22 protein-coding genes are annotated in these 21018 nt (G+C 71.0%); 7 read left to right on the top strand and 15 right to left on the bottom strand.

The annotated features are described in order from the left end of the window. Window positions 1-68: 68 nt before the first annotated feature. Entirely contained in the window at window positions 69-371 is a 303-nt protein-coding gene (gene groES, locus E0497_RS14120; protein ID WP_137725433.1) for a co-chaperone GroES, read from the bottom strand. A 228-nt stretch (window positions 372-599) separates the two neighbouring features. Here groES and E0497_RS14115 point away from each other — a divergent pair, with 228 nt between their 5' ends. From E0497_RS14115 to E0497_RS14105, 3 genes are read left to right on the top strand one after another with little or no spacing between them, the layout of a single operon-like run. Next, window positions 600-1589 carry an endonuclease/exonuclease/phosphatase family protein gene (locus E0497_RS14115; RefSeq protein ID WP_137725432.1) on the top strand — a complete coding sequence of 330 codons (990 nt, stop codon included), beginning with the start codon at window positions 600-602 and terminating at the stop codon, window positions 1587-1589. 7 nt (window positions 1590-1596) lie between these two features. Then, window positions 1597-2091, top strand: coding sequence for a hypothetical protein (locus E0497_RS14110; RefSeq protein WP_241665879.1), 495 nt, complete (start codon window positions 1597-1599; stop codon window positions 2089-2091). A gap of 58 nt (window positions 2092-2149) precedes the next feature. Next, on the top strand, window positions 2150-3877 hold the full coding sequence (locus E0497_RS14105; RefSeq protein WP_137725461.1) for a TIGR03767 family metallophosphoesterase: 1728 nt from the start codon (window positions 2150-2152) through the stop codon (window positions 3875-3877). A gap of 6 nt (window positions 3878-3883) precedes the next feature. On the opposite strand, the gene E0497_RS14100 is transcribed toward E0497_RS14105, so the two are convergent. After that, a complete protein-coding gene (locus tag E0497_RS14100; RefSeq protein WP_241665878.1) occupies window positions 3884-4420 on the bottom strand; it encodes a potassium channel family protein in 537 nt (178 codons plus the stop codon). Window positions 4421-4560: 140 nt separating this feature from the next. Between E0497_RS14100 and E0497_RS14095 the strand changes: the two genes are divergently transcribed. Continuing rightward, window positions 4561-5904 (top strand): DUF7159 family protein, encoded by a 1344-nt coding sequence (locus tag E0497_RS14095; protein WP_137725430.1) that lies wholly within the window; start codon window positions 4561-4563, stop codon window positions 5902-5904. Here E0497_RS14095 and tsaD read toward each other — a convergent pair. Genes tsaD through tsaB form a run of 3 tightly spaced genes read right to left on the bottom strand, consistent with a single transcriptional unit; the run spans window position 5849 to window position 8024 of the window. Next, a complete protein-coding gene (gene tsaD / locus E0497_RS14090) occupies window positions 5849-6889 on the bottom strand; it encodes a tRNA (adenosine(37)-N6)-threonylcarbamoyltransferase complex transferase subunit TsaD (protein ID WP_137725429.1) in 1041 nt (346 codons plus the stop codon). The genes E0497_RS14095 and tsaD overlap by 56 nt on opposite strands. A 5-nt stretch (window positions 6890-6894) precedes the next feature. Beyond that, window positions 6895-7365, bottom strand: a complete 471-nt coding sequence (rimI, locus tag E0497_RS14085; RefSeq protein ID WP_137725428.1) for a ribosomal protein S18-alanine N-acetyltransferase — start codon at window positions 7363-7365, stop codon at window positions 6895-6897. Beyond that, window positions 7362-8024, bottom strand: coding sequence for a tRNA (adenosine(37)-N6)-threonylcarbamoyltransferase complex dimerization subunit type 1 TsaB (gene tsaB / locus E0497_RS14080; RefSeq protein WP_137725427.1), 663 nt, complete (start codon window positions 8022-8024; stop codon window positions 7362-7364). The genes rimI and tsaB overlap by 4 nt, the downstream gene beginning before the upstream one ends. Window positions 8025-8171: 147 nt before the next feature. Between tsaB and E0497_RS14075 the strand changes: the two genes are divergently transcribed. After that, window positions 8172-9050 (top strand): oxygenase MpaB family protein, encoded by an 879-nt coding sequence (locus E0497_RS14075; protein WP_137725426.1) that lies wholly within the window; start codon window positions 8172-8174, stop codon window positions 9048-9050. A gap of 9 nt (window positions 9051-9059) precedes the next feature. Here the strand turns inward: E0497_RS14075 and tsaE are convergent, their stop codons facing one another. From tsaE to E0497_RS14055, 4 genes are read right to left on the bottom strand one after another with little or no spacing between them, the layout of a single operon-like run. After that, entirely contained in the window at window positions 9060-9569 is a 510-nt protein-coding gene (tsaE, locus tag E0497_RS14070) for a tRNA (adenosine(37)-N6)-threonylcarbamoyltransferase complex ATPase subunit type 1 TsaE (RefSeq protein ID WP_137725425.1), read from the bottom strand. After that, window positions 9559-10644, bottom strand: a complete 1086-nt coding sequence (locus E0497_RS14065) for an alpha/beta fold hydrolase (protein ID WP_137725424.1) — start codon at window positions 10642-10644, stop codon at window positions 9559-9561. Before E0497_RS14065 ends, tsaE begins: the two co-directional genes overlap by 11 nt. Continuing rightward, window positions 10641-11852 carry an alanine racemase gene (alr, locus tag E0497_RS14060; protein ID WP_421958349.1) on the bottom strand — a complete coding sequence of 404 codons (1212 nt, stop codon included), beginning with the start codon at window positions 11850-11852 and terminating at the stop codon, window positions 10641-10643. The genes E0497_RS14065 and alr overlap by 4 nt, the downstream gene beginning before the upstream one ends. A 59-nt stretch (window positions 11853-11911) precedes the next feature. Beyond that, a complete protein-coding gene (locus tag E0497_RS14055; RefSeq protein WP_137725422.1) occupies window positions 11912-13360 on the bottom strand; it encodes an NAD(P)H-hydrate dehydratase in 1449 nt (482 codons plus the stop codon). Between the two features lie 24 nt (window positions 13361-13384). On the opposite strand from E0497_RS14055, the gene E0497_RS14050 reads away from it, so the two are divergent. Next, window positions 13385-13744: a plastocyanin/azurin family copper-binding protein gene (locus E0497_RS14050; RefSeq protein WP_137725421.1), complete on the top strand. Its 360-nt coding sequence runs from the start codon at window positions 13385-13387 to the stop codon at window positions 13742-13744. Window positions 13745-13771: 27 nt separating this feature from the next. On the opposite strand, the gene glmS is transcribed toward E0497_RS14050, so the two are convergent. Next, the gene (gene glmS / locus E0497_RS14045) at window positions 13772-15637 is read right to left on the bottom strand and encodes a glutamine--fructose-6-phosphate transaminase (isomerizing) (protein WP_137725420.1); all 1866 of its coding nucleotides are present in this window, start codon (window positions 15635-15637) and stop codon (window positions 13772-13774) included. A 67-nt stretch (window positions 15638-15704) separates the two neighbouring features. Between glmS and E0497_RS14040 the strand changes: the two genes are divergently transcribed. Further along, the gene (locus tag E0497_RS14040) at window positions 15705-16577 is read left to right on the top strand and encodes a dienelactone hydrolase family protein (protein ID WP_137725419.1); all 873 of its coding nucleotides are present in this window, start codon (window positions 15705-15707) and stop codon (window positions 16575-16577) included. 80 nt (window positions 16578-16657) lie between these two features. Here the strand turns inward: E0497_RS14040 and E0497_RS20540 are convergent, their stop codons facing one another. From E0497_RS20540 to rplM, 5 genes are all read right to left on the bottom strand, one after another. Continuing rightward, entirely contained in the window at window positions 16658-18076 is a 1419-nt protein-coding gene (locus E0497_RS20540; RefSeq protein ID WP_137725418.1) for a hypothetical protein, read from the bottom strand. Next, window positions 18076-18387, bottom strand: a complete 312-nt coding sequence (locus E0497_RS14030) for an N-acyl-D-amino-acid deacylase (RefSeq protein ID WP_137725417.1) — start codon at window positions 18385-18387, stop codon at window positions 18076-18078. The genes E0497_RS20540 and E0497_RS14030 overlap by 1 nt, the downstream gene beginning before the upstream one ends. Before the next feature lie 68 nt (window positions 18388-18455). Then, the gene (gene glmM, locus E0497_RS14025; RefSeq protein ID WP_137725416.1) at window positions 18456-19814 is read right to left on the bottom strand and encodes a phosphoglucosamine mutase; all 1359 of its coding nucleotides are present in this window, start codon (window positions 19812-19814) and stop codon (window positions 18456-18458) included. A 124-nt stretch (window positions 19815-19938) separates the two neighbouring features. After that, entirely contained in the window at window positions 19939-20445 is a 507-nt protein-coding gene (gene rpsI, locus E0497_RS14020; protein WP_137725415.1) for a 30S ribosomal protein S9, read from the bottom strand. After that, complete coding sequence (gene rplM, locus E0497_RS14015) at window positions 20442-20885, bottom strand: 50S ribosomal protein L13 (RefSeq protein WP_114718879.1); 444 nt, start codon at window positions 20883-20885, stop codon at window positions 20442-20444. Before rplM ends, rpsI begins: the two co-directional genes overlap by 4 nt. Between the last annotated feature and the right edge of the window lie 133 nt (window positions 20886-21018).

Genomic DNA, 21018 nt, shown 5'->3' with positions numbered 1-21018 from the left:
CCTGAAAGGGTCCGTGAACGCACTCCGCCCCGGGTCCGATGCGGAACTCCGGGGCGGGTGCGTGAGGCTTACTTGGCGACGACAGCCAGCACGTCGCGAGCCGACAGGATCAGGTACTCCTGGCCGGCGTACTTGATCTCGGTTCCGCCGTACTTGCTGTAGATGACGGTGTCGCCTTCCTGGACGTCCAGGGGGATGCGCTTCTCGCCGCCCTCGTCCCAGCGGCCGGGTCCGACTGCGACGACGGTGCCCTCCTGGGGCTTCTCCTTCGCCGTGTCGGGGATGACCAGGCCGGAGGCAGTCGTCGTCTCGGCCTCGTTGGCCTGGACGAGGATCTTGTCCTCGAGCGGCTTGATGTTCACGCTCGCCACGATGAGCCCTCCATCTTCAGGGGTTCGTTGGGCCCGAGGCTGTTCCTCGGACCACGATCAGTTAGTCACCAGGGTGACTCTTCGCAAGCCCCGTCGTCGCGGGTGCCGGGACTCGCTCAGCGTCGACTAGCACTCTATACACGCGAGTGCCAGCGCTCAAGGGCGGCGCTCCGTGTCGCACGGGCCGGATACGCTGCGGCGACCACACCGGCTGCAGAAGGAGATTCGATGAGGCGTGCGGTCACGTTCCGATGGCTCGCGACAGCGGTCGGGGTCGCCGGCATCGTGTCCGGGCTGATCGCGCTCGCCGCGTTCCGGTCCGGGGCGTCCGCGAACGCGGTGATCGTGGCGGCATCGGTCACGCCGCTGCTGTCGGTGGTGACGGTGCTCGGGGTGATCGTCACCGCGGTGGCCCGCCAATGGATCCTCGCGGGCGTGTCGGTGGTGGTGCTCGCATTGAGCGGGTGGGCGCTCGGCCCGCTGTGGATCGGCGGCGCGGACGGTGCCGGCACCGTCCCCGACGGACCGGTGGTGCGGGTGCTGCAGTCGAACATCATGGTGGGGTCGGCGGATCCGGACGCGTTCGTGCGCACGGTCCGAGACCGGGACGTCGACGTCGTGACGATCCAGGAACTGACGGAACCGGCCGTCACGGCACTGCGGGACGCCGGCCTCGAGGACGTACTGCCGTACACGGTGCTCGAGCCGCGCACCGGCGGCAACGGCGGCGGCGTCTACAGCCGGCTGCCGCTGTCGAACGGACGACTCGTGGACACCATGGCGCTGACGAACCTGGCCGTCGACGTCGACGCGGGCCTACCGGAACCGGTGGTGCTGTACGACGTGCACCCGGTGCCCGCCTACATCGCGCCCGCCGAACACTGGACCGCCGACTTCGACGCGCTACGCGACGAACTCGACGCGGCGGCCGTCCACGACAACGTGATCGTGGCCGGCGACTTCAACGCCACCTACACGCACCGCAAGTTCCGAGATCTGCGCCGCGGCGGCTACATCGACGCCGCCGACCTCCTCGGTGCCGGAATCCTGCCCACGTATCCGACGGACAAACGGTATCCGGCCGTCGTCGGCATCGACCACATCCTCACCAAGGGCGCACAGGCCACCTCGCTCGAACGGATCGAGATCGTCGGCTCCGACCACTACGGGCTGATCGCCGAGGTGCGGTTACAGGCGCCGCAGTCGGAGACGGAGTGACACGACGATGTTCGACGCGATGTTCCCGGACCGGCTGACCTGGCAGTACCTGCCGGCGGACAACGGCGTCGAGATACTCGACGACCCGGGATTCGACGCCCCGCCTGCCTGGGTGCGCGCTCTCACGGCGGTGGCGCGGGATCTGCGGTTCCTGCGCCACGGACGCGACGTCCGCGTCGACCGTCTGGTGTGGGAGTTGTCGATCACCGAGGACTACACGGTTCTCGTCGGCTGGCAGAAGAGCGGCGGCATCGGCGGATTCGGCATCGGCGGGAACCTGTCGATGGACGCCGCGTTCCCGGAGGCCGCGGTGTGGACGGCCGACGTCGTGCAGACGGAGCTGGCCGGATACGAGTTCGTGCAGTGGCCGTCGCGCGGCCGGCACCTGTTGACACCGAAGGTCGTCGACGGTGCGCCTGCGTGGGCCGATCCGCACACCGGCGACGTCGTCGCCCCGATCGGCGGACTCGACACCGGCATCACCGACTTGCCACGAACGTGACACTTGTGCCCCATCTGTCACATACAGTGTGCGCGTGGGTGAACAGCAGACGAACGGAATGAATCGGCGCACCTTCTTCGGTGCGGCCGGTGTCGGGGCACTGGGAATCGCGGGTCTCCCCCTGATCGGGGACCGATCGTGGAATCCGCTTGCGGGACAGGCCCTGGCGGCGGCTCCGCTGCCGGCGTCGGCCGCGGGCACCACGCTCGAATCGGTGGCGATCCCCCTCGGCACGAACGGCTACCGCCGGCTCACTGCCGGACCGGGGTGGCCGCTCGTGGTGCGCAACGATCTGGCGGAAGCCAAGTCCGGGCGCGAGGACCGGCGCACCGCGCTGGCGTCGCTGGTCCAGCTCACCGACGTGCACGTGACCGACGCCCAGTCGCCCGTGCGTTTCGAGTACGTCCATCCGTTCCAGGCGGCGGCGCACCGCCCGCAGGAGACGATGACGACGCAGGGCCTGGTGTCGCTGATCGATCGGGTGAACTCGCTGCGCAAGGGTCCGCACACGCAACGCGACTTCGACGCGGTCGTCACCACCGGTGACAACACCGACAACAAGGAGTTCGCCGAGCTGGGCTGGTTCCTCACCGCCCTCAACGGCGGCACCCTCACCCCCAACACGGGCGATCCGACGCGCTTCGAGGGCGTGCAGAACTCGGGTGCCGATCTGTACTGGAATCCGGAGTCGTCGATCCGCGACATCTACAAGAAGGCCGGGTTCCCGGAGATTCCCGGACTGTTGTCCGCGGTCCTGCAGCCCGTCACCAGCCCGGGCCTGGACACCAAGTGGTACTGCGTGTTCGGCAATCACGACGACTCGGTCGTCGGCACCCTGCCGAGCGGGATCGGGTTCCTCGAACAGATGTACACGGGTGACAAGAAGTTCGAGGTTCCGGACTCGTCCGATCAGTCGGCTCGCATCTCGAGTGCGCTCAGCTCCGATCCGACGGCGCTGCTGAACCTGCTGTCGGCGATCACCACGCCGCCGCGCATCGTCACCCCGGACGCGCACCGTAAGCCGTTCACGCCGCGGGAGTTCATCGCCGCGCACCTCGATCCGGCCGCCACCGGTCCCGGACCGGTCGGGCACGGGTTCGCGCCCGACGCCGACGAGACCGGGATCGGCTACTACACGTTCGAGATCGCGCCCGGTGTCGTCGGGATCAGCATGGACTCCACCAACCGGGCCGGTTTCGTCGACGGCTCGCTCGGTGAGGAACAGTTCCGCTGGATCGAGCGGACCCTGCTGGCCGGCAGCAACACCTACTACGACGCGAGCGGCGCGCCGGTCACCCAATCGCGCACCGACACCTACTTCGTGCTGTTCAGCCACCACACGTCCACCACGATGGCGAACACGATCCCGGACCCGGAACGGCCGCTCGAGGCGCGGATCAAGGGCGCCCAACTCGTCGATCTGCTGCACCGGTTCCCGAACGTGCTCGCCTGGGTCAACGGCCACACCCACGAGAACCGGATCACCCCGCAGGTCGGCAAGACGCCCGAGCAGAGTTTCTGGGAGATCAACACGGCGTCGCACATCGACTTCCCGCAGCAGGGCCGGATCATCGAGGTCGTCGACAACGCGGACGGCACCGTGTCGCTGCTGACGACGCTCATCGAGGCCGACAGCCCCCTGCAGGTCGACTACGACGACTTCTCCCCAGCCGGTCTGGCGTCGATGTACCGGGAGTTCTCGTTCAACGACATCCACGCCGACCCGAAGCTGCTCGGCGGATCTCCCGACCACAACGTGGAACTGGTGCTGGCGACGCTGCGCTGACACCCGTCAGGCGGGCCCGTCGCCGTGGTGGCGGGCCCGCCCCCGTTTCCCGGCGGCGGTCAGCAGACGGATGCCGACCGAGAGCATCACGAGATTGCCGACGATCATCGCGGTCACCAGGATACGTGCGGTCTGGTCGACGGCGGCGATGTCACCGAAGCCGACCGTCGCGAACACCGTCAGCGTGAAGTACAGCGCGTCGATCCGGGTCAGCGGCTGTGTGAACGCCGCCGGATCCGTCGACGACATCAGGTGCACCGCGGTCGCCGACCCCAGCAGGTACGTCGGGAGCGTCACCACCAGCGCCTCCGCGGAACGCAGGGTCGGCACCGGCGACCGGAGGATGCACCACACCTGCCACCCGAACAGCGCGGCGATGCCCAGCACGCCGCCGACGAGGACGGCGACCGTGCCGGCGTCGGACAGATCCGTCATCGGCAGCACGAAATAGGCGATCATGAGCCCCGAGACGGTCACGAGCGGGCGGAGCAGCACCCCGAGCAGTGCCCGGGTCGGCGTCCGTCCATCCCTCGAATCGGGCACCGGCCCTTCCGTTCCCTCGATCGGCTCCATGCCCTCCAGCCTCACACGTCGCACCACCTGGGACGACGTACCGGGCCGAGCACCATCCGACGATGTTCGGTAACGTTCGGATAACAGCAGCCGCGGACAGGGGGTGAACCATGCGCAGCTCGCTCGGAATCTCCACCGGGGCATCCGGGGTGTGCGCCGCGCTCGTCACCACCGACGAGTCGGGTACCCGGTCGGTCGAGTACCGGACGATCTCCACCGATTCGGGCACCGACATCGGCAGCCTGGCACTGTCCGCGATCGGCCTGATGACCACGCAGATCCCCGATCGGCGGATCGAGCCGGACGCGATCGCGGTCGCGTACCGCACCGACGGCGAGGCCGCGGCCGTGCGTGCCGCCGCAAGGAATCAACGGCGCTCCATCCGGTTGGTCCCCGAGGTCGACGCGGCACTCGAGTATCTGCGCAGCACCGGCCTCGTCGACCGCTACGGCCACATCGCTCTCGCGGACCTCGGCGCGTCCGGGCTGACCGTCACGATCGTCGATCCGGCCGACGGCACGATCTCGGTGCGTGATCGTGTCGCCGACATCGACCGTGACACCGCATCAGATCATGACACAGCTCGAACCGCTTCCCGGACAGCCGAATTCGTTCACCATGTCGCGAAGCGCAGCCTGCGCACTCCCGAGGCCGTCGTCCTCGTCGGCGGGGGCGCGAACACTCCCGGGCCGGCCGCCGCCCTCGGGGACACCGTCGGCACCCTCCCGGTTCTCGTCGTCGACGAACCGGAGGCCGCGACGGCCAAGGGCGCAGCCCTGCTCGCGGGATCAGCGGAGCACCACCGGTTCCCGGTCGTCACCGGAACCGGGAGCAGGGTGTCCGCGGCCGCCATCGGAGCCTTCGCGATCGGCGCACTGATACTCGGGTACTGCGTCACGGAGATGATCCCGAACGCACCCGAAAACTTCTCCCCCGCAGGAAGTCTCGTCGACACCCCGGAGGTCGTGACCGAGTTGCCGCCGGCGCCGGAGCCGCCCGCACCGGCACCCGGGAACACCTACGTCCCGACCGGGGACCCGTCCCCCACCTCGACGTGGCAGGCCCCGAACGGGCAGTGGCCGCCGACGACGTACAGCTACCCGACGACGACCGAACCCCGGCCGACGACCGACACCACACCGACGAGCACGTCGCCGACCCCGCCACCGTCGACCCCACCCCCGACCACCGGGATCCCGTCGCCGACGACGACCACGAAGGATCCGCTGCCGTGGATTCCGCCGAAGTGGCCGGAGCGGCCCACCTGGCTGCCGGAGTTCGCCCCGCACAACGGCTTCGCGACACCGGACGCACCGACACCGGACGCACCGACACCGGACGCACCGGCCCCGGACGTGCCCGCGACCCCGGTCCGCCCCGACGCCGGCTCCGCGGAGATCAGGCCGGAATCTGGCTCACCGACACCGACAGTCCCGGATTCGTCGCCGCGGTGAGCTGCGACGGCTGGGCACCGCCGGCGATGAGGTGCGCGCCGAGCGCCGCGATCATCACACCGTTGTCGGTGCACAGCCGAGGCCGCGGCACCCGGAGCGTGATACCTGCTGCGGCGCAGCGTTCTTCCGCGAGCGATCGGATCCGTGAGTTCGCGGTGGCACCGCCGCCGAGGACGAGGGTGTCGACGCCGACGTCCCGGGCCGCCCGCACCGCCTTCATCGTGAGTACGTCCGCGACGGACTCCTGGAATCCGGCGGCGACGTCGGCGACGGGGATCTCTTCGCCCGCACGCTGTTTGGATTCGACGTACCGGGCGACGGCGGTCTTCAGTCCGGAGAACGAGAAGTCGTGGCGGGCGTCGCGCGGACCGGTCATGCCGCGCGGGAACACGATCGCGTCCCGATCACCCTGCTGCGCAAGCTTGTCCAACGCGGGACCGCCGGGGAAGCCGAGACCGAGCAGGCGGGCGACCTTGTCGAACGCTTCTCCGGCCGCGTCGTCGACGGTGGTGCCCAGTTCGACGATCGGCTTGCGGCCCAGTTCCTCGACGTGCAGCAGGTGGGTGTGCCCGCCGGAGACGAGGAGGGCGACGCACGCCGGCATCGGGCCGTGCTCGATGGTGTCGACGGCGACGTGACCACCGAGGTGGTTGATCGCGTAGAACGGGATGCCCCACGCGGCCGCGTACGCCTTCGCGGCGGCCACCCCGACGAGCAGCGCACCCGCCAGTCCGGGGCCGATCGTCACGCAGAGCGCGTCCGGACGCTCGATGCCGGCGGCGGCGAGGGCCCGCCGCATGGTCGGCACGATCGCCTCGAGATGCGCGCGGGACGCCACCTCGGGGACCACCCCGCCGTAGCGGGCGTGCTGGTCGACGCTCGACGCCACCTCGTCGGCGAGCAACTCGCAGCTGCCGTCGTCGCGGAGGCGGACGATGCCGACGCCGGTCTCGTCGCACGAACTCTCGATGCCCATCACGATCATGGCCGTCACTCCTTGCCTGGTGCCGGGCGACGCATCGTGAATGCGTCCGCGCCGCTCGGCTGGTAGTACCGCTTCCTGGTACCGACGATCTCGAAACCCTCGCGCTCGTACAGTGCGATCGCCGGCGCGTTGTCGGTGCGCACCTCGAGGAACACCGGCCCGCCCCAGCTGTCCGCGACCTGCAGCAGCGCGTCGAGGAGGGCGCCGCCGATGCCGCCGCGCTGCGCCACCGGATCGACACCGATCGTGTGGACCTCGGCCTCGGGGGTGATGCTGGTGCCGAGCAGCGACACCCCCGCGTACCCGATCAGCGTGTCGGCGTCGTCCCGCGCGGTGAAGTAGCGGTTGTGGCCCCCGGCGAGTTCCGACCGGAACGCCTGCGCGCTCCACGGGTCGTCACCGGGGAAGAGCACCTGCTCGAGTTCGGCGCACCGGTCGGCGTCGTCGCCGGTCATCGCGACGATCCGTGCACTCATGCGCGACGGTCCGCCAACTCCACCGCATCGGGGCGGCGAAGATACAGCGGCACCAGCGGTTCCGGCCGGGTCCCGGCCCGCAGCGCCGCCGCGGCGACGGTCACCAGACCGGCCGGTGACGGCGTCTCCACCGGACGGACCGGCAGATCGAACATGTCCACGTGGGATGCGGATCCCGCGATCATCTCGGACGGCTCCGCGTCGAGCTCGTTCGGTGCGATCACGCCCGGCCCGTCGACCCGCTCGGCGCCCGCGTACCGCGCCCAGTACACCTCGCGGCGACGGGCATCGGTGACCACCAACAGGTTGTGGTCGCCGGCCACCGCGGTGACATCGGCGGCGATGGCGTCGAGGCTGCACACTCCGTACACGGGCACGTCGAGGGCGTCACCGAACGCGGCACCGGTGGCCATGCCGACCCGCAGACCGGTGAACGGTCCCGGCCCGACTCCGACCACGACGGCGTCGAGGTCGGCGGGGATGTGCCCGGACTCGGTGAGGCATTCGAGGATCTGAGGGGTGAGAACCTCCGCGTGTGCGCGGGCGTCGACGGTGATCCGGGTCGCGAGCGTGCGCGGGGCGCCGTCGCTCTCCGGATCGACGTGCACGACACCCGCGGTGACCGCGGGAGTGGAGGTGTCGATGGCAAGCACAAGCACGATGTACCAGGCTACCCGCCCACCGGCGACATCACCGGACCGGCCGATCACCGCACGGACATGCACGTAATTTGGTACAAATGCCGCAGCGGGGGCCGCCGTGTCAGGTCGGCACCGGACGCATCAGCGAGCGATAAGGACCCGATCATGAGTGGAGCCGTCGAGAACACCGGGCGCGACGTCCCGGCAACCCGGCAGGACGACGGGCTGTTCGGCCCGGACAGCATCAGCTGGCGGCTGTTCGCCGACCCGGCCTCCGCGCTCGGCGCGGTGTGCGGGGTGCTGCTCCAGGCCCTCGAACCGGGCATGATGACACTGTTCAGCAAGGTGTCCGTGAACTATGCCGACTCGGTGGGCCGGGCCGCCCGCACCGCCAAGTACCTCGACACCACCGTGTTCGGCGACACCGTCCACGCCCACGCGGCCGGCGAGTCGGTGCGCCGCATGCACGCACACGCCCAGTGGACGGACGAGCGCACCGGACACACCCTCCGGGCGGACGATCCGGCGTGGCTCGAATGGACACACCACACTCTCGTGTGGGGCATCCTGCGCAGCTCCGAGATGTACGGTCCGCGGCTCACCCCGGCCGAGCGTGACCGGTTCGTCGTCGAACAGCATCGGGCGGCGGAGTTGGTGGGCCTCGACCCGTCCGGGTTGCCGCGCACCCACGCCGAACTCGACACCTACATCCACGCGCAGGTCGACCGGCTGGCGGTGACACTGCCCGCGGCCGAAGCGACCGCCGGCCTGCGGAAGCCGTCGCTGCGCGGCAACCCGATCACGGTGGCGTCGTCGGTGGTGATCCAGGACGGCATCATCGCGCTGCTCCCGGACTGGGCGCGCACCATGTACGGGATCGCGGGCCGCCCGATGAGCCTGGGCGGTGCGGCGCGGGTGACCGGCTGGCTCATGGCCGCGGCCCGCCGCAACAAGCCCTACGAGAAGCTGATCGCCGACATGCTCACCGACGTCGACGCCCACCCCTACCGGAAGGTGCGCGCCGCCGACGGCCGCCGCCGCTGACCGGCAGGTTCAGCGGGTACCGGGGCCGGACACCCACTCCCACGTCGCGGTACGCACATCGGATTCGGGTTCACGGCGCAGCCGCACCCGCAGGTGCCGGTCCGCGAGATGCTCGACGACACCCTCCCCCCACTCGACGACCACGACCGCACTCTCGAGGTCGGTGTCGAGGTCGAGGGCGTCGAGCTGATCGTGCAGGTCCACCGCACCGCCGCCCCCGGCCTCCCCCAGCCGGTACGCGTCGACGTGCACCAGGGCGACGGGGTCGCCGCCGTCCGGGCGGGTGCCGGGCCGGTGCTCGCGGGCGATGATGAACGTCGGTGACGTGACCCGGCCCTCGACACCGAGACCGGCAGCGATACCGCGGGTCAGGGCCGTCTTCCCGGCCCCGAGCGGGCCGTCGAGAACGACGAGGTCACCGGCGTCCAGGGTCTCCGCCAGCGCCCGGCCGAGGGCCTCGGTGTCCGCGGTGGTGGGCAGCGTCGCGCTGCCGCGCCCGGTACGTGTGTCAGCCGGCATCGGTCTGCTCCAGTTCGTCGACCGGCGCTGCACTCTCACGGCTCGACACGGCGCGCCGGACCAACCGGTCGATCGCATCGGAGGTTACCTGCGGGAACTCGAGCTCCACGAGATGGCCCGCGTCGCGCACCCGCACCAGCTCGGAACGGTGCAGCCCCGTCGCGAGCGCCTTCGAGCTGGGAAACGGGATGATCATGTCGGCGTCGCCGCACAACACCAGCGCCGGCGTGTCCGCGAGCACCGGCAGCGCCTCGGATTCGTCGTGCAACTCCAGCGTCTCGAGGAAGTGGACGATCGTCACCACCGAGATGTCGCCGAGCATGCCGTCGGAGAACTCGACGAGCCGCGGGCTCACCTCGGTGCCGTACGACGCGGCCCGCAGGATCGGCGCGATGATCGCGCGGGCCGCACCACGCGCCTGCTGCACCACCCCGGGCGCGGTGCGCACCGCGAGCCGGAACGCGTCGATCACCGGATTGTTCAGGTTGCGGCCGAGTCCCGACTGGTTCAGGCCGGCCGCCGTCGTCGAGAGCAGGCCGACGCCGATCACCCGCTCCTCGACCAGCTCCGGGAACTGGCGGGCCGCCGCGAGAATCGTCATGCCGCCCATCGAATGCCCGACGAGCACCACCGGACCGGACGGGGCGACCGCGTCGATCACCGTGGCCAGGTCGCGTCCGAGCTGGGCGATGGTGCTGCCCTCCACCGTCGACATGCCGGACCCGCCGTGGCCGCGCTGGTCGTAGAACACCAGGCGGGCCTCGTCACCCCACCGCTGCGCGAGCTGCGTGCGCTGGAAATGCCACGACTCCATGCGCAGGCAGTACCCGTGCACGAAGATCACCGTCAGCGGGGCGTCGCCGTCGCCCGCCTCCCGCACCAGCAGCGGCACCCCGTCCTCGGCGACGACGGTGCGGCTGCGGTCGCGGCTCATCAGCGTGAAGTCCTCGGACCCGTAGATCTCCGGGCCGCGCCGCGTCGTCGCGGCCTTGACGACGTTCAGTCCCGCGAGCGCACCGATCGCGGCGACCCCGGCGACCCCACCGAGCAGGCCGAGCCGGTTCAGCAGGTTCACGAGCGCCCGCCCGGGCCTCCGACGTACGTCCGGACCGTCCGGCCCCGCACCGATGTCACCACCTCGTAGTGGATGGTGTCGAGCATGTCCGCCCACTCCTGCACGTGCGGCACGCCGCGGCCGGGCTGCCCGTCACCGAAGAACACGGCGACGTCGCCCTCGCGGACGCCGGCACCGTCCGGGCCGAGGTCGACGACGACCTGGTCCATGCAGACCCGGCCGATCCCCGGACGCCGGTCGTCGCCGAGCCACACGTCGAACCGGCCGCTCAGGGCCCGCGGCAGGCCGTCCGCGTATCCGACGGGCAGCAACGCGACGGTGGTGTCGTGCGGCGCCACCCACGTGTGCCCGTACGAGACGCCGTCACCGGCGGCGACCTTCTTCACCAGCGCGACCCGCGACCGGAACGTCATCACCGGGCGCAGCCCGAACGTGCCCGCCTCCGGCACCGGAGACAGCCCGTACAGCGCGATACCGGGACGGACCATGTCGAACCGCAGGTCCGGGCGGGTGAGGGTGGCCGCCGAGTTCGACAGGTGGACGGCCTGCGGGACGAGGCCGAGACGCCTGGCGTCGGAGACCGCTTCCACCAGCCGGTCCCGCTGCGTGTCGATCACCGGATGATGCGGTTCGTCGGCGTGCGCGAGATGCGAGAACACGCCCTTGAACCGGACCGCACCCTCCGCCTCGGCGCGCGCGATGTCCTTCAGGAAGTCGGGCCACTCGTCACGGGAGACACCGTTGCGGTTCAGGCCCGTGTCGACCTTGATCGTGACGGTCGCCGGGACGCCCACCTGCCGGGCGGCGTCGACGACGGCCCGCAGATGCCGCGGCGACGACAACCCCAGTTCGACGCCCGCCGCGAGCGCCGGGACGTAGTCGGAGTCGGCGGTGTGCAGCCACGACAGGACCGGCGCCGTGATACCCGCCTGCTTCAGTTCCACACCCTCGCCGAGCGTCGTGACACCGAGCTCCCGCGCCCCGGCCGCGAGCGCGGCCCGACCGACCGGGACCGCACCGTGGTTGTAGGCGTCGGCCTTGACGACCGCCATGACCGCCGCGGCACCGGCATGCTCGCGCAGGATCGCGACATTGTGCGCGACGGCGTCGAGGTCGATCACCGCTTCGGCCTGCGGTTCGACGGCCGGCGGCGCGAGATCGCCGGAAGTGTGCGGTTCGGTGTCGGGCTCCTGTGCAGTGGTGGTCACGGTCTTCGATCCTGCCACTCATCGCGGCGAAACGGTCCCGTGGGTGGAATCCCGACCCGTCACGATTCGGGCACGTGCGCCCGGAGAATCCGGATCGCCGCGCGCAGGTGCGTCAGCAGCGGCGACGCCGAAATCGGGGCGAGACCGGCCGAGTCCTCCCGTGCCGCCAGGTTCGCGGCCAGCGCATGGGCGCGCGCGCCCATCGCCGCCGCGAGCGCGGGCTCGAGCCCGGTCGCCAGCAGCGCCCCGACGATCCCCGACAGCACGTCCCCCGACCCGGCGGTCGCCGCCCACGACGAGCCCGCATCGTTGACGAACACCCGCCCGGCCGGGTCGGCGATCACCGTGGCCCGCCCCTTGAGCAGCACCGTCACCCCCCAGTCCGCGGCCAGCGCCCGCGTCGCCGCGACCCGGTCCGGTGCCGGCGACACCCCGGCGAGGCGTTCGAACTCCCCTGCGTGCGGGGTGAGCAGGGTGGGGGCCGTCCGCCCGCACACCAGACCCGGATTCCGGGCGAGCAGCGTGAGACCGTCGGCGTCGACGAGCACCGGCAGCTCCGACGCCAGCACCGTGCGCAGCTCGTCGAGACCGGCGTCGTCGAGACCGATGCCGGGTCCGACGATCCACGCCTGCACCCGACCGGCGTCGGCGGGCGACGACGCCGCGACCACCTCCGGCCAGCGGCTCAGCACCTCCGCGGCCGCCCGGCCCGCGTACCGGACCATGCCCGCGGTCGCGGTCACCGCCGCACCCGCCGTCAGCACCGCGGCCCCCGGATAGCGTCGGCTTCCGGCGACCACACCGACCACACCCTGCGAGTACTTGTCGTCGGCGGCACCCGGCACCGGCCACGCCCGGCCCACCTCCGACGGTTCGAACGCCACCAGATCGGGCTCCGGAAGATCGAGTCCGATGGGCACCGGTTCGATCCGGCCGCAGCGGTCGGCGGCCAGCACGTGGACGGGTTTGAGCGCACCGAACGCGACCGTGACGGCCGCCGACACCGCAGGCCCGTCGACGGCACCGGTGTCCGGGTCGACGCCGGACGGCAGATCCACCGCGACGATCGGGGCGCCGACCCGCGCGACGAGGTCGGCCGCGGCGGGCCGCAGCGCCCCCCGCCCGGAGATGCCGACGATGCCGTCGAGCACCAGGTCCGGGTTCCCGGGATCGGCGGCCGGGTCGGCGTGGACGCGTCCGCCCGCGGCCCGCAGCGCCGCGAGACCGGCCGGGTGCGCCCGCTCCGGATTCAGCAGGATCGCGGTGACCTCCACCCCGCGGCGGCGCAGCAGCGCCCCCGCCCACAGTGCGTCGCCGCCGTTGTTGCCCGACCCCACCAGCAGCGTCACCCGACGGCCGGCGACCCCACCGGTGCGGGCCCGCAGTTCCGCGGCCGTGATCCGGGCTAGCCCGTACGCGGCCCGACGCATCAGCGTGCCGTCGGGCAGGGCCGCGAGCAGCGGCGCCTCGGCGGCCTCGACCTGCGTCGTCGTGTGGTAGTTGCGCATCGCCGTCAGATTACGCTGGATCGCATGAAGACACGGGTTACCGCACTGATCGCCGGAATCGCCTTGGCGGCAAGCCTTTCCGGATGCAGCTCCGACACCGGACGTGACGTACCGGCCGATCCGGGCGACGGACTCACCGTGACGGTGAAGAACATGACGTATTCGCCGGCCTCGCTCACCGTGTCCGTCGGCGACACCGTGACGTGGGTGTTCGACGACCGCGGCACACCGCACGACGTCGTCGGGCTCGGGGACGCGAAATCGGTGCTGCGCAGCCCGCTGCTGCAGACCGGCACGTGGACGTACACGTTCACGCAGCCGGGCACCTACGACTACACGTGCTCACTGCACCCGGACATGCTCGGAGCGGTCGTGGTGGTGTGAGCACCACGACCGCTCCGAGTGGTCGACCTATTCGACGGTGACGGACTTCGCCAGGTTCCGCGGCTTGTCGACATCCAGACCGCGGGCCTGCGCGACCTCGGCCGCGAACACCTGCAGCGGCACCGTGGACAGCAGCGGCTGCAGCAGCGTCGGGGCCGCCGGGATCTCGATGAGATGGTCGGCGTGCGCCCGCACCGCCTCGTCACCCTCCTCGGCGATCACGATCGTCGTCGCCCCACGCGCCTTGATCTCCTGAATGTTCGAGACCAGCTTCGAGTGCAGCACCGCACGGCCCTTCGGCGACGGCATCACCACGATGACCGGCAGACCCTCCTGGATCAGCGCGATCGGACCGTGCTTGAGCTCGCCGGCCGCGAACCCCTCGGCGTGCATGTACGCGAGCTCCTTGAGCTTGAGCGCACCCTCGAGCGCCACCGGGTAGCCCACGTGCCGTCCCAGGAACAGCACCGCCGACGACTGCGCGTACGTGCGCGCCAGCTCCCGCACCGACTCGACCTTCTCGAGCACCCGCGACACCAGCTCGGGCATCGCGGCCAGGTCCGCGTACTCCCGCGCGACCTCGTCGGGGTACTTGGTCCCCCGCGCCTGCGCCAACGCCAGACCCACCAGGTAGTTCGCGGTCACCTGGGCGAGGAAGGCCTTGGTCGAGGCGACGGCGATCTCCGGACCGGCCCGCGTGTAGAGGACGGCGTCGGCCTCACGCGGAATCTGCGCACCGTTGGTGTTGCAGATCGCCAGGACCCGCGCCTTCTGATCCTTGGCATGCTTGACGGCCTCGAGCGTGTCCGCCGTCTCCCCGGACTGCGAGATCGCGACGACGAGCGTCGACCGGTCCAGCACCGGGTCGCGGTACCGGAACTCGCTGGCCAGCTCCACCTCGACAGGCAGCCGCGTCCAGTGCTCGATCGCGTACTTGGCGAGCAGGCCCGAATGGTAGGCGCTGCCGCACGCGACGACGAACACCTTGTCGACGTCCCGCAGCTCCTGATCGGACAGGCGCTGCTCGTCGAGGACGATGCGCTGGTCGACGAAATGGCCGCGCAGGGTGTCCGCGACCGCGTCCGGCTGCTCGTCGATCTCCTTGAGCATGAAGTAGTCGTGACCGCCCTTCTCGGCGGCCTGCAGATCCCAGTCGATGGTGAAGGGCCGGGTCTCGACGTCCGTGTTCCCGAAGAAGTCGGTCACCGTGTAGCTGTCGGCGGTGAGGACGACGACCTGGTCCTGGCCGAGTTCGACCGCGTTCCGGGTGTGCTCGATGAACGCCGCGACATCCGAGCCGACGAACATCTCGCCGTCACCGACACCGACGACCAGCGGCGTCGACCGGCGGGCCGCGATGATCACGTCCGGATTGTCGGCGTGCGTGAACACCAGCGTGAACGCACCCTCGAGGCGGCGCAGTACCGAGCGCACACTCTCGACGAAGTCGCCCTTCGTGGAACCCTCGGCGTAGGCGCGGGCCACCAGATGGACCGTGACCTCGGAGTCGGTGTCGCTCGCCAGTTCCACGTCGGCGGCCTCGAGCTCGGCACGCAACGGCGCGAAGTTCTCGATGATGCCGTTGTGTACGACCGCGAACATCCCGCTCGCATCCCGGTGCGGGTGCGCGTTGCGGTCGGTCGGCTTGCCGTGCGTCGCCCACCGGGTGTGCCCCATGCCGGTGGTGCCGACGAAGCCGTCCCGGCCGACCTCGTCGAGCCGCGCCTGCAGGTTCGACAACCGGCCGGCCTTCTTCTCGGTTTCGAGCTTGCCCGCGCCGTCGACGATCGCGATTCCTGCGGAGTCGTAGCCGCGGTATTCCATTCGCTGCAACGCCTCGACCACGACCCCCAGAGCCTGGCGGTGGCCTACGTAACCCACGATTCCGCACATGGTTCACCAGCGTACTGGGAGCACCGGGCGGAGCGAACTCGGTCACCCATCGGATAACGTCACCGGCGTGGCGCAGACACCCGAATCCCTGGTTTCCAAGCTGTCCAAGCGCGGCCCGCACCGGGTGCTGCGGGGAGACCTGGCGCTCGCCGGCCAGCCCGGCGCCGTCTACACCCCGGCGGAGGGCTTCAACCTGCCGGCGGTCGCGTTCGCGCACGACTGGATGGCCGGTGCCGCCAACTATGCGGGCACCCTCGAACATCTCGCGTCGTGGGGCATCGTCGCCGCCGCCCCCGGCACCGAACGCGGACCGGTCCCGTCGCATCTGGGTCTGGCCGCCGACCTGGGCACCACCCTCGACATCTGCACCGGGGTCCGGCTCGGCACCGGCCGGATCAGCGTCCACCCCGACCGGCTCGCGTTCGCCGGACACGGCATGGGCGGCGGGGTCGCCGTCCTCGCCGCCGCGCAGCAGCGCCGGGTGAAAGCCGTCGCCGCACTGTTCCCCGCACCGACCGCACCGTCCGCCGTCGACGCCGCCGCCCGCGTCGGCGTGCCCGGACTGATCCTCACCGGCGCCCAGGACGTCGACTCCCTGAACAGTGACGCGGTCGCCCTCGACGACGCCTGGCCGGACCGCAGTGTGCTCCGCGTCGTCGACAAGGCGTCGAGCGCCGGTCTCGTCGAGGGCCGGCGGGTCCTGTCGTTCCTCGGGGCCGGTGGTTCCGAACGCCGCACGCAGCGCGTCACCCGCGCACTGCTCACCGGATTCCTGCTGCACCAGCTCACCGGGGACAAGACCTACGCGGACTTCTCCGACGCCGACACCCACTTCCCCGGCAGTGGCCCCGCGGTCCGCGAGGACGACCCGGACGGCCTCGGCACCCCGGACGCCGCCGACCGCGCCGGACTGCGGGCGGGTCGGCTGCTGAGCCGGTGACCACGTCGCCGCGGGCGGTTGCTGCGCGCACCTCCCGGGCGATGGTGCAGTAACCGCCCGCGACCGGCAGTATCCGACGGTCACAGCGGCCCCGCCTCCGGCAGCACCACCGGCCCCTGCGGGCCGCTCTCCGCAAGCACCGGCCCGGCCCCCGCACCGTCGCCCCGACGCCGAACCCCACCACCCGACGACGGCGCGAACGCCGACGGGACAGCCGGAGCCGGCACACACGTCTCCGGGGCCGGAGTGGCAGCGGGCACGGGTTCGGGAACAGGCGTCGGCTCCGGCATCGGTTCGGACTCGGGGTCTGGTACGGGTTCGGGGTCCGGCACCGGGTCGGAAACAGGCGTCGGCTCGGGCTCCGGTTCCGGTTGAGGTTCAGGCACCGGTTCGGGCTGAGGTTCGGGTTCGGGTTCGGGGCAGTCGCCGACCGGTTCGGCCGTCGGGGGTGGCTGCGGCTCGTCGGGCACGTGGTCGTCGCAGTCGCAGCATGTGCCGGTGTCCAGGTTCAGGCTGCTTCCGGATGCGGCCGCCTCCTGCACGATCTCGCCGACGGCAGTGGCGATGCCGAGTGCGACGGTCCCGACCGCTTCCACGATCACCCCGACGGCCCGCGCGGCAGCCACGACCGCCGTACCGTCGACCGCTGCACCGCCGGTGAACGGGCCGGGCGTGAACGGGTCGGGTGCGGCCGCCGTCGACCGGGTGTCGGCCGGGAGCAGACCGCGCAGGCGCACCTCCCCGGCAGCAGACACCGGCAGCACTGGGGACGGTGCCTGCACCGAAACAGTCTGCGCGGGAACATCTCCCGCGCACTCGGACACCGGCGGTGCGATCTCGGGCCCGCAGTCCGGTACGGGGAAGGCGCTGTCGTCGATCTGTGCGAGGACGCAGGCGAGGTTCCGGTACGCGTCGTCGATCGCGGTCGCGGTCGCGTCGCACAGCGCGTCGAATTGGGCGACGGTGTCGCGGACGTGCGGCAGGAACATCCTGCCCAGCCGATCGTCACACCCGACGCCGACGAACGCGCGGTCGATGTCGTCCGGGGTGAGGCCACCGGCGGTGGCGGCGTCGAGAGCGCCCACCCAGTCCGTCTTCCGGGTCACCGCGTCGCGCACCACCCGCGACGTCTCGGTCAGCGCCCGATGCGCGGCGTGCATGCTGCGGCGCACCCCGTCCGCGTGGTCGAGGTGCGCGGTCAGTTGCTCGCGGGCCCGGTCTGCGGCGGCGCCGCTCCACTCGAACCTCAGGTGTCCGGCGGCACTCGATTCGTCGCCGTACCGGCGGTCGAGGTCGAGCGCGATACGGGCGAAACACTCGATGTCCGCGTCGAGCACGTCCAGGTCGATGCCGCGCTGCTCGACGTACCGCGCCTCGAGGTCGGCGGGCACCGGAAACCGGTCGCCCGTGCCGAGACGTTCGGCGACGGCCGCGGCGCGGGGCAGGTACACCACGAAATAGCGCAGTCCGGCCGCCCCGGCCGCGAGGATCGTCTCCACTACCGCCCGCCCAGTGCCACGACGGTGCCGGCGGCCGCGACGTCCTGCTGCCGGTAGGTGTCGGCGGTGGCCGCCAGGGCCCGGCCGGTGGTGTCCGACGCCGCCGCCCATCCGCCGATCGCGCGCGCCAACCGCAGGTAGCCGTCCCGGATCGCGTGTTCGCGGGCGGGATCGACCGCCCCGGACGGGGTGACCGCGAATCCGCACGACGCGACCGCGCGGGCCGACGCGTCGAGCAGTTCGACACTCCCCCGCAGTGCATGTCCCGCGGCCCGCACCCGCGGGACGTCGATCGTGACCTGGTCCGTCATCGCTGCCGCCTGTCGTCGAATCGGCTCCTACGTCCTCTTCGACGCAGCCGGCGGCGTCACGGTTCCCGTCAGGCGGACGCGACCTTCTCCGCGAGGGTCTCGGCGATGCGCTGCGCGGTCGCGGTGTCGGCGGCCTCGACCATCACCCGCACCAACTGTTCGGTGCCCGACGGGCGCAGCAGCACCCGCCCGGTGTCGCCGAGTTCGGTCTCCGCGGCGGCGATCGCCGCGACGACCTTCGGGGCGGTGGCAACAGCAGTCTTGTCGGTGACCTTCACGTTGATCAGTACCTGCGGCAGTGCCGTCATCGCCGCCGCCAGGTCGGCGAGCGAGCGCCCGGTCCCGGCCATGCGTGCCATGAGGCGCAGGCCGGTGAGGACACCGTCGCCGGTGGTGCCGTGGGCCGGGAGGACGACGTGCCCGGACTGCTCGCCGCCGAGAGCGAAACCGCCGGCCCGCAGTTCCTCGAGCACGTACCGGTCGCCGACCGCGGTGGTCCGCATCGTGATTCCGGCGTCCCGCATCGCCAGGTGCAGTCCGAGGTTGCTCATGACGGTCGCGACGAGGGTGTTCCGGGCGAGTTCCCCGGCGTCGCGCATGGCGATCGCGAGGACGGCCATGATCGCGTCACCGTCGACGACGGACCCGGTCGCGTCCACCGCGAGGCAGCGGTCGGCGTCGCCGTCGTGGCCGAGACCGAGGTCGGCGCCGTGTTCGACGACCGCGCGCTGCAGCCCCTCGAGGTGCGTCGACCCGCAGCCGTCGTTGATGTTGTAGCCGTCCGGGTCGGCGTGGATGGCGATCACGGTCGCGCCGGCCGCCCGGTACGCGTCGGGGGCGACGGTCGACGACGCACCGTGCGCGCAGTCGACGACGACGGTGAGCCCGTCGAGTCGGGTGCCCTGGGCCCCGGCGAGGTGGGCGAGGTAGCGGGAGGTGGCATCGAAGGCGACGTCGACGCGGCCGATCCCGGCACCGGTGGGGCGCCGCGTCGGACCGGCAGCGATCGCGGCCTCGATACGGTTCTCGACGTCGTCGTCGAGTTTGTGCCCGCCCGCCGCGAAGATCTTGATGCCGTTGTCGGGCATCGGGTTGTGCGACGCGGAGATCATCACACCGAGAGCGGCGTCGTAGGCGCCGGTCAGGTACGCGACCGCGGGGGTCGGGAGGATGCCGACGAGGATCACGTCGACGCCGGCGGCGGTCAGTCCGGCGGTGACGGCGGCCTCGAGCATCTCGCCGCTGGCGCGCGGATCCCGGCCGACGACCGCGGCGGGCCGCGCAGACTCCTCAGCGGCGGGCCGCTGCGGCCCGGACTCCGGGGCGAGTACCTCGGCCGCGGCCGCGGCCACCTGCAACGCGAGTTCCGCGGTCAGTTCGGCGTTCGCCAAACCACGCACGCCGTCCGTGCCGAACATACGACCCATGTGAATCCGATTCCTCCCGGTAAAGCACGAGAGCAGGCGTCCCGTAGTGAAGAACTCTACGAACGCCTGCTCTCGTGGTCGAACAGGTGCCGGGGTCGGTGCACGCACCGACCCCGGCGACACATCAGCGCTTGGAGTACTGAGATGCCTTGCGGGCCTTCTTCAGGCCGTACTTCTTGCGCTCGACGGCGCGGGCGTCACGCGTGAGGAAGCCGGCACGCTTGAGCGCGGGGCGATCCTCGGCGGTGACCTCGATCAGCGCGCGGGAGATGGCGAGACGCAGTGCGCCGGCCTGGCCCGACGGGCCGCCACCGGTGAGGATGGCGGTGATGTCGAACGACTCGGTGCGCTCGACCATGACCAGCGGAGCCTTGATCAGCTGCTGGTGCACCTTGTTCGGGAAGTAGTTCTCGAGGGTGCGGCCGTTGAGCTTGAACTCACCGGTGCCGGGGGTCAGGCGGACGCGGACGACCGCCTCCTTGCGACGGCCGACGGTCTGGACCGGGCGATCGATGACGATCGGAGCCTGCGGGGCAGCCTCGTACGCCTCGACGGCATCCGACTCGGACGTGTACTCGGTCAGCTCGTCCGCTGCGACCTCGACGGCCTCGTTGAAGTCTTCGTTGCTCACTGGGCGACCTGCTTGATCTCGAACGGAACCGGCTGCTGCGCGGTGTGGGGGTGGGTCGGGCCTGCGTAGACCTTCAGCTTGCCCGCGATGGCGCGGCCCAGCTTGTTCTTCGGGAGCATGCCGGTGACGGCCTTCTCCACCAGACGATCCGGGTTCTTCTCGAGAACCTCGCCGACCGAACGGGACTTCAGGCCACCCGGATGTCCGGAGTGGTGGTACAGGAACTTGTCCGTACGCTTGTTGCCGCTGATGGCAACCTTGTCGGCGTTGATGATGACGACGAAGTCGCCGCCGTCAACGTGCGGTGCAAAGGTGGGCTTGTGCTTGCCGCGGAGCAGGTTCGCTGCCTGGACGGCAAGGCGACCGAGCACCACGTCAGTGGCGTCGATGACGTGCCAGGTGCGGGTCACGTCTCCGGCCTTCGGGGAATACGTAGGCACAGAACTTCCTCGTCTGTTCGTTTCTGCTGCTGACCGAGCATGTCGTGCGAACGATCCTCGGCGGCCAGTTGAGACCCGAGAACCATCATTCGCGACACCGCTACACCACAGTGAAACCACATTGCGCTGCAGG

Source organism: Prescottella subtropica (genome assembly GCF_005434945.1).
GTDB lineage: Bacteria > Actinomycetota > Actinomycetes > Mycobacteriales > Mycobacteriaceae > Prescottella > Prescottella subtropica.
This window is presented reverse-complemented; position numbering and strand designations above follow the sequence as displayed.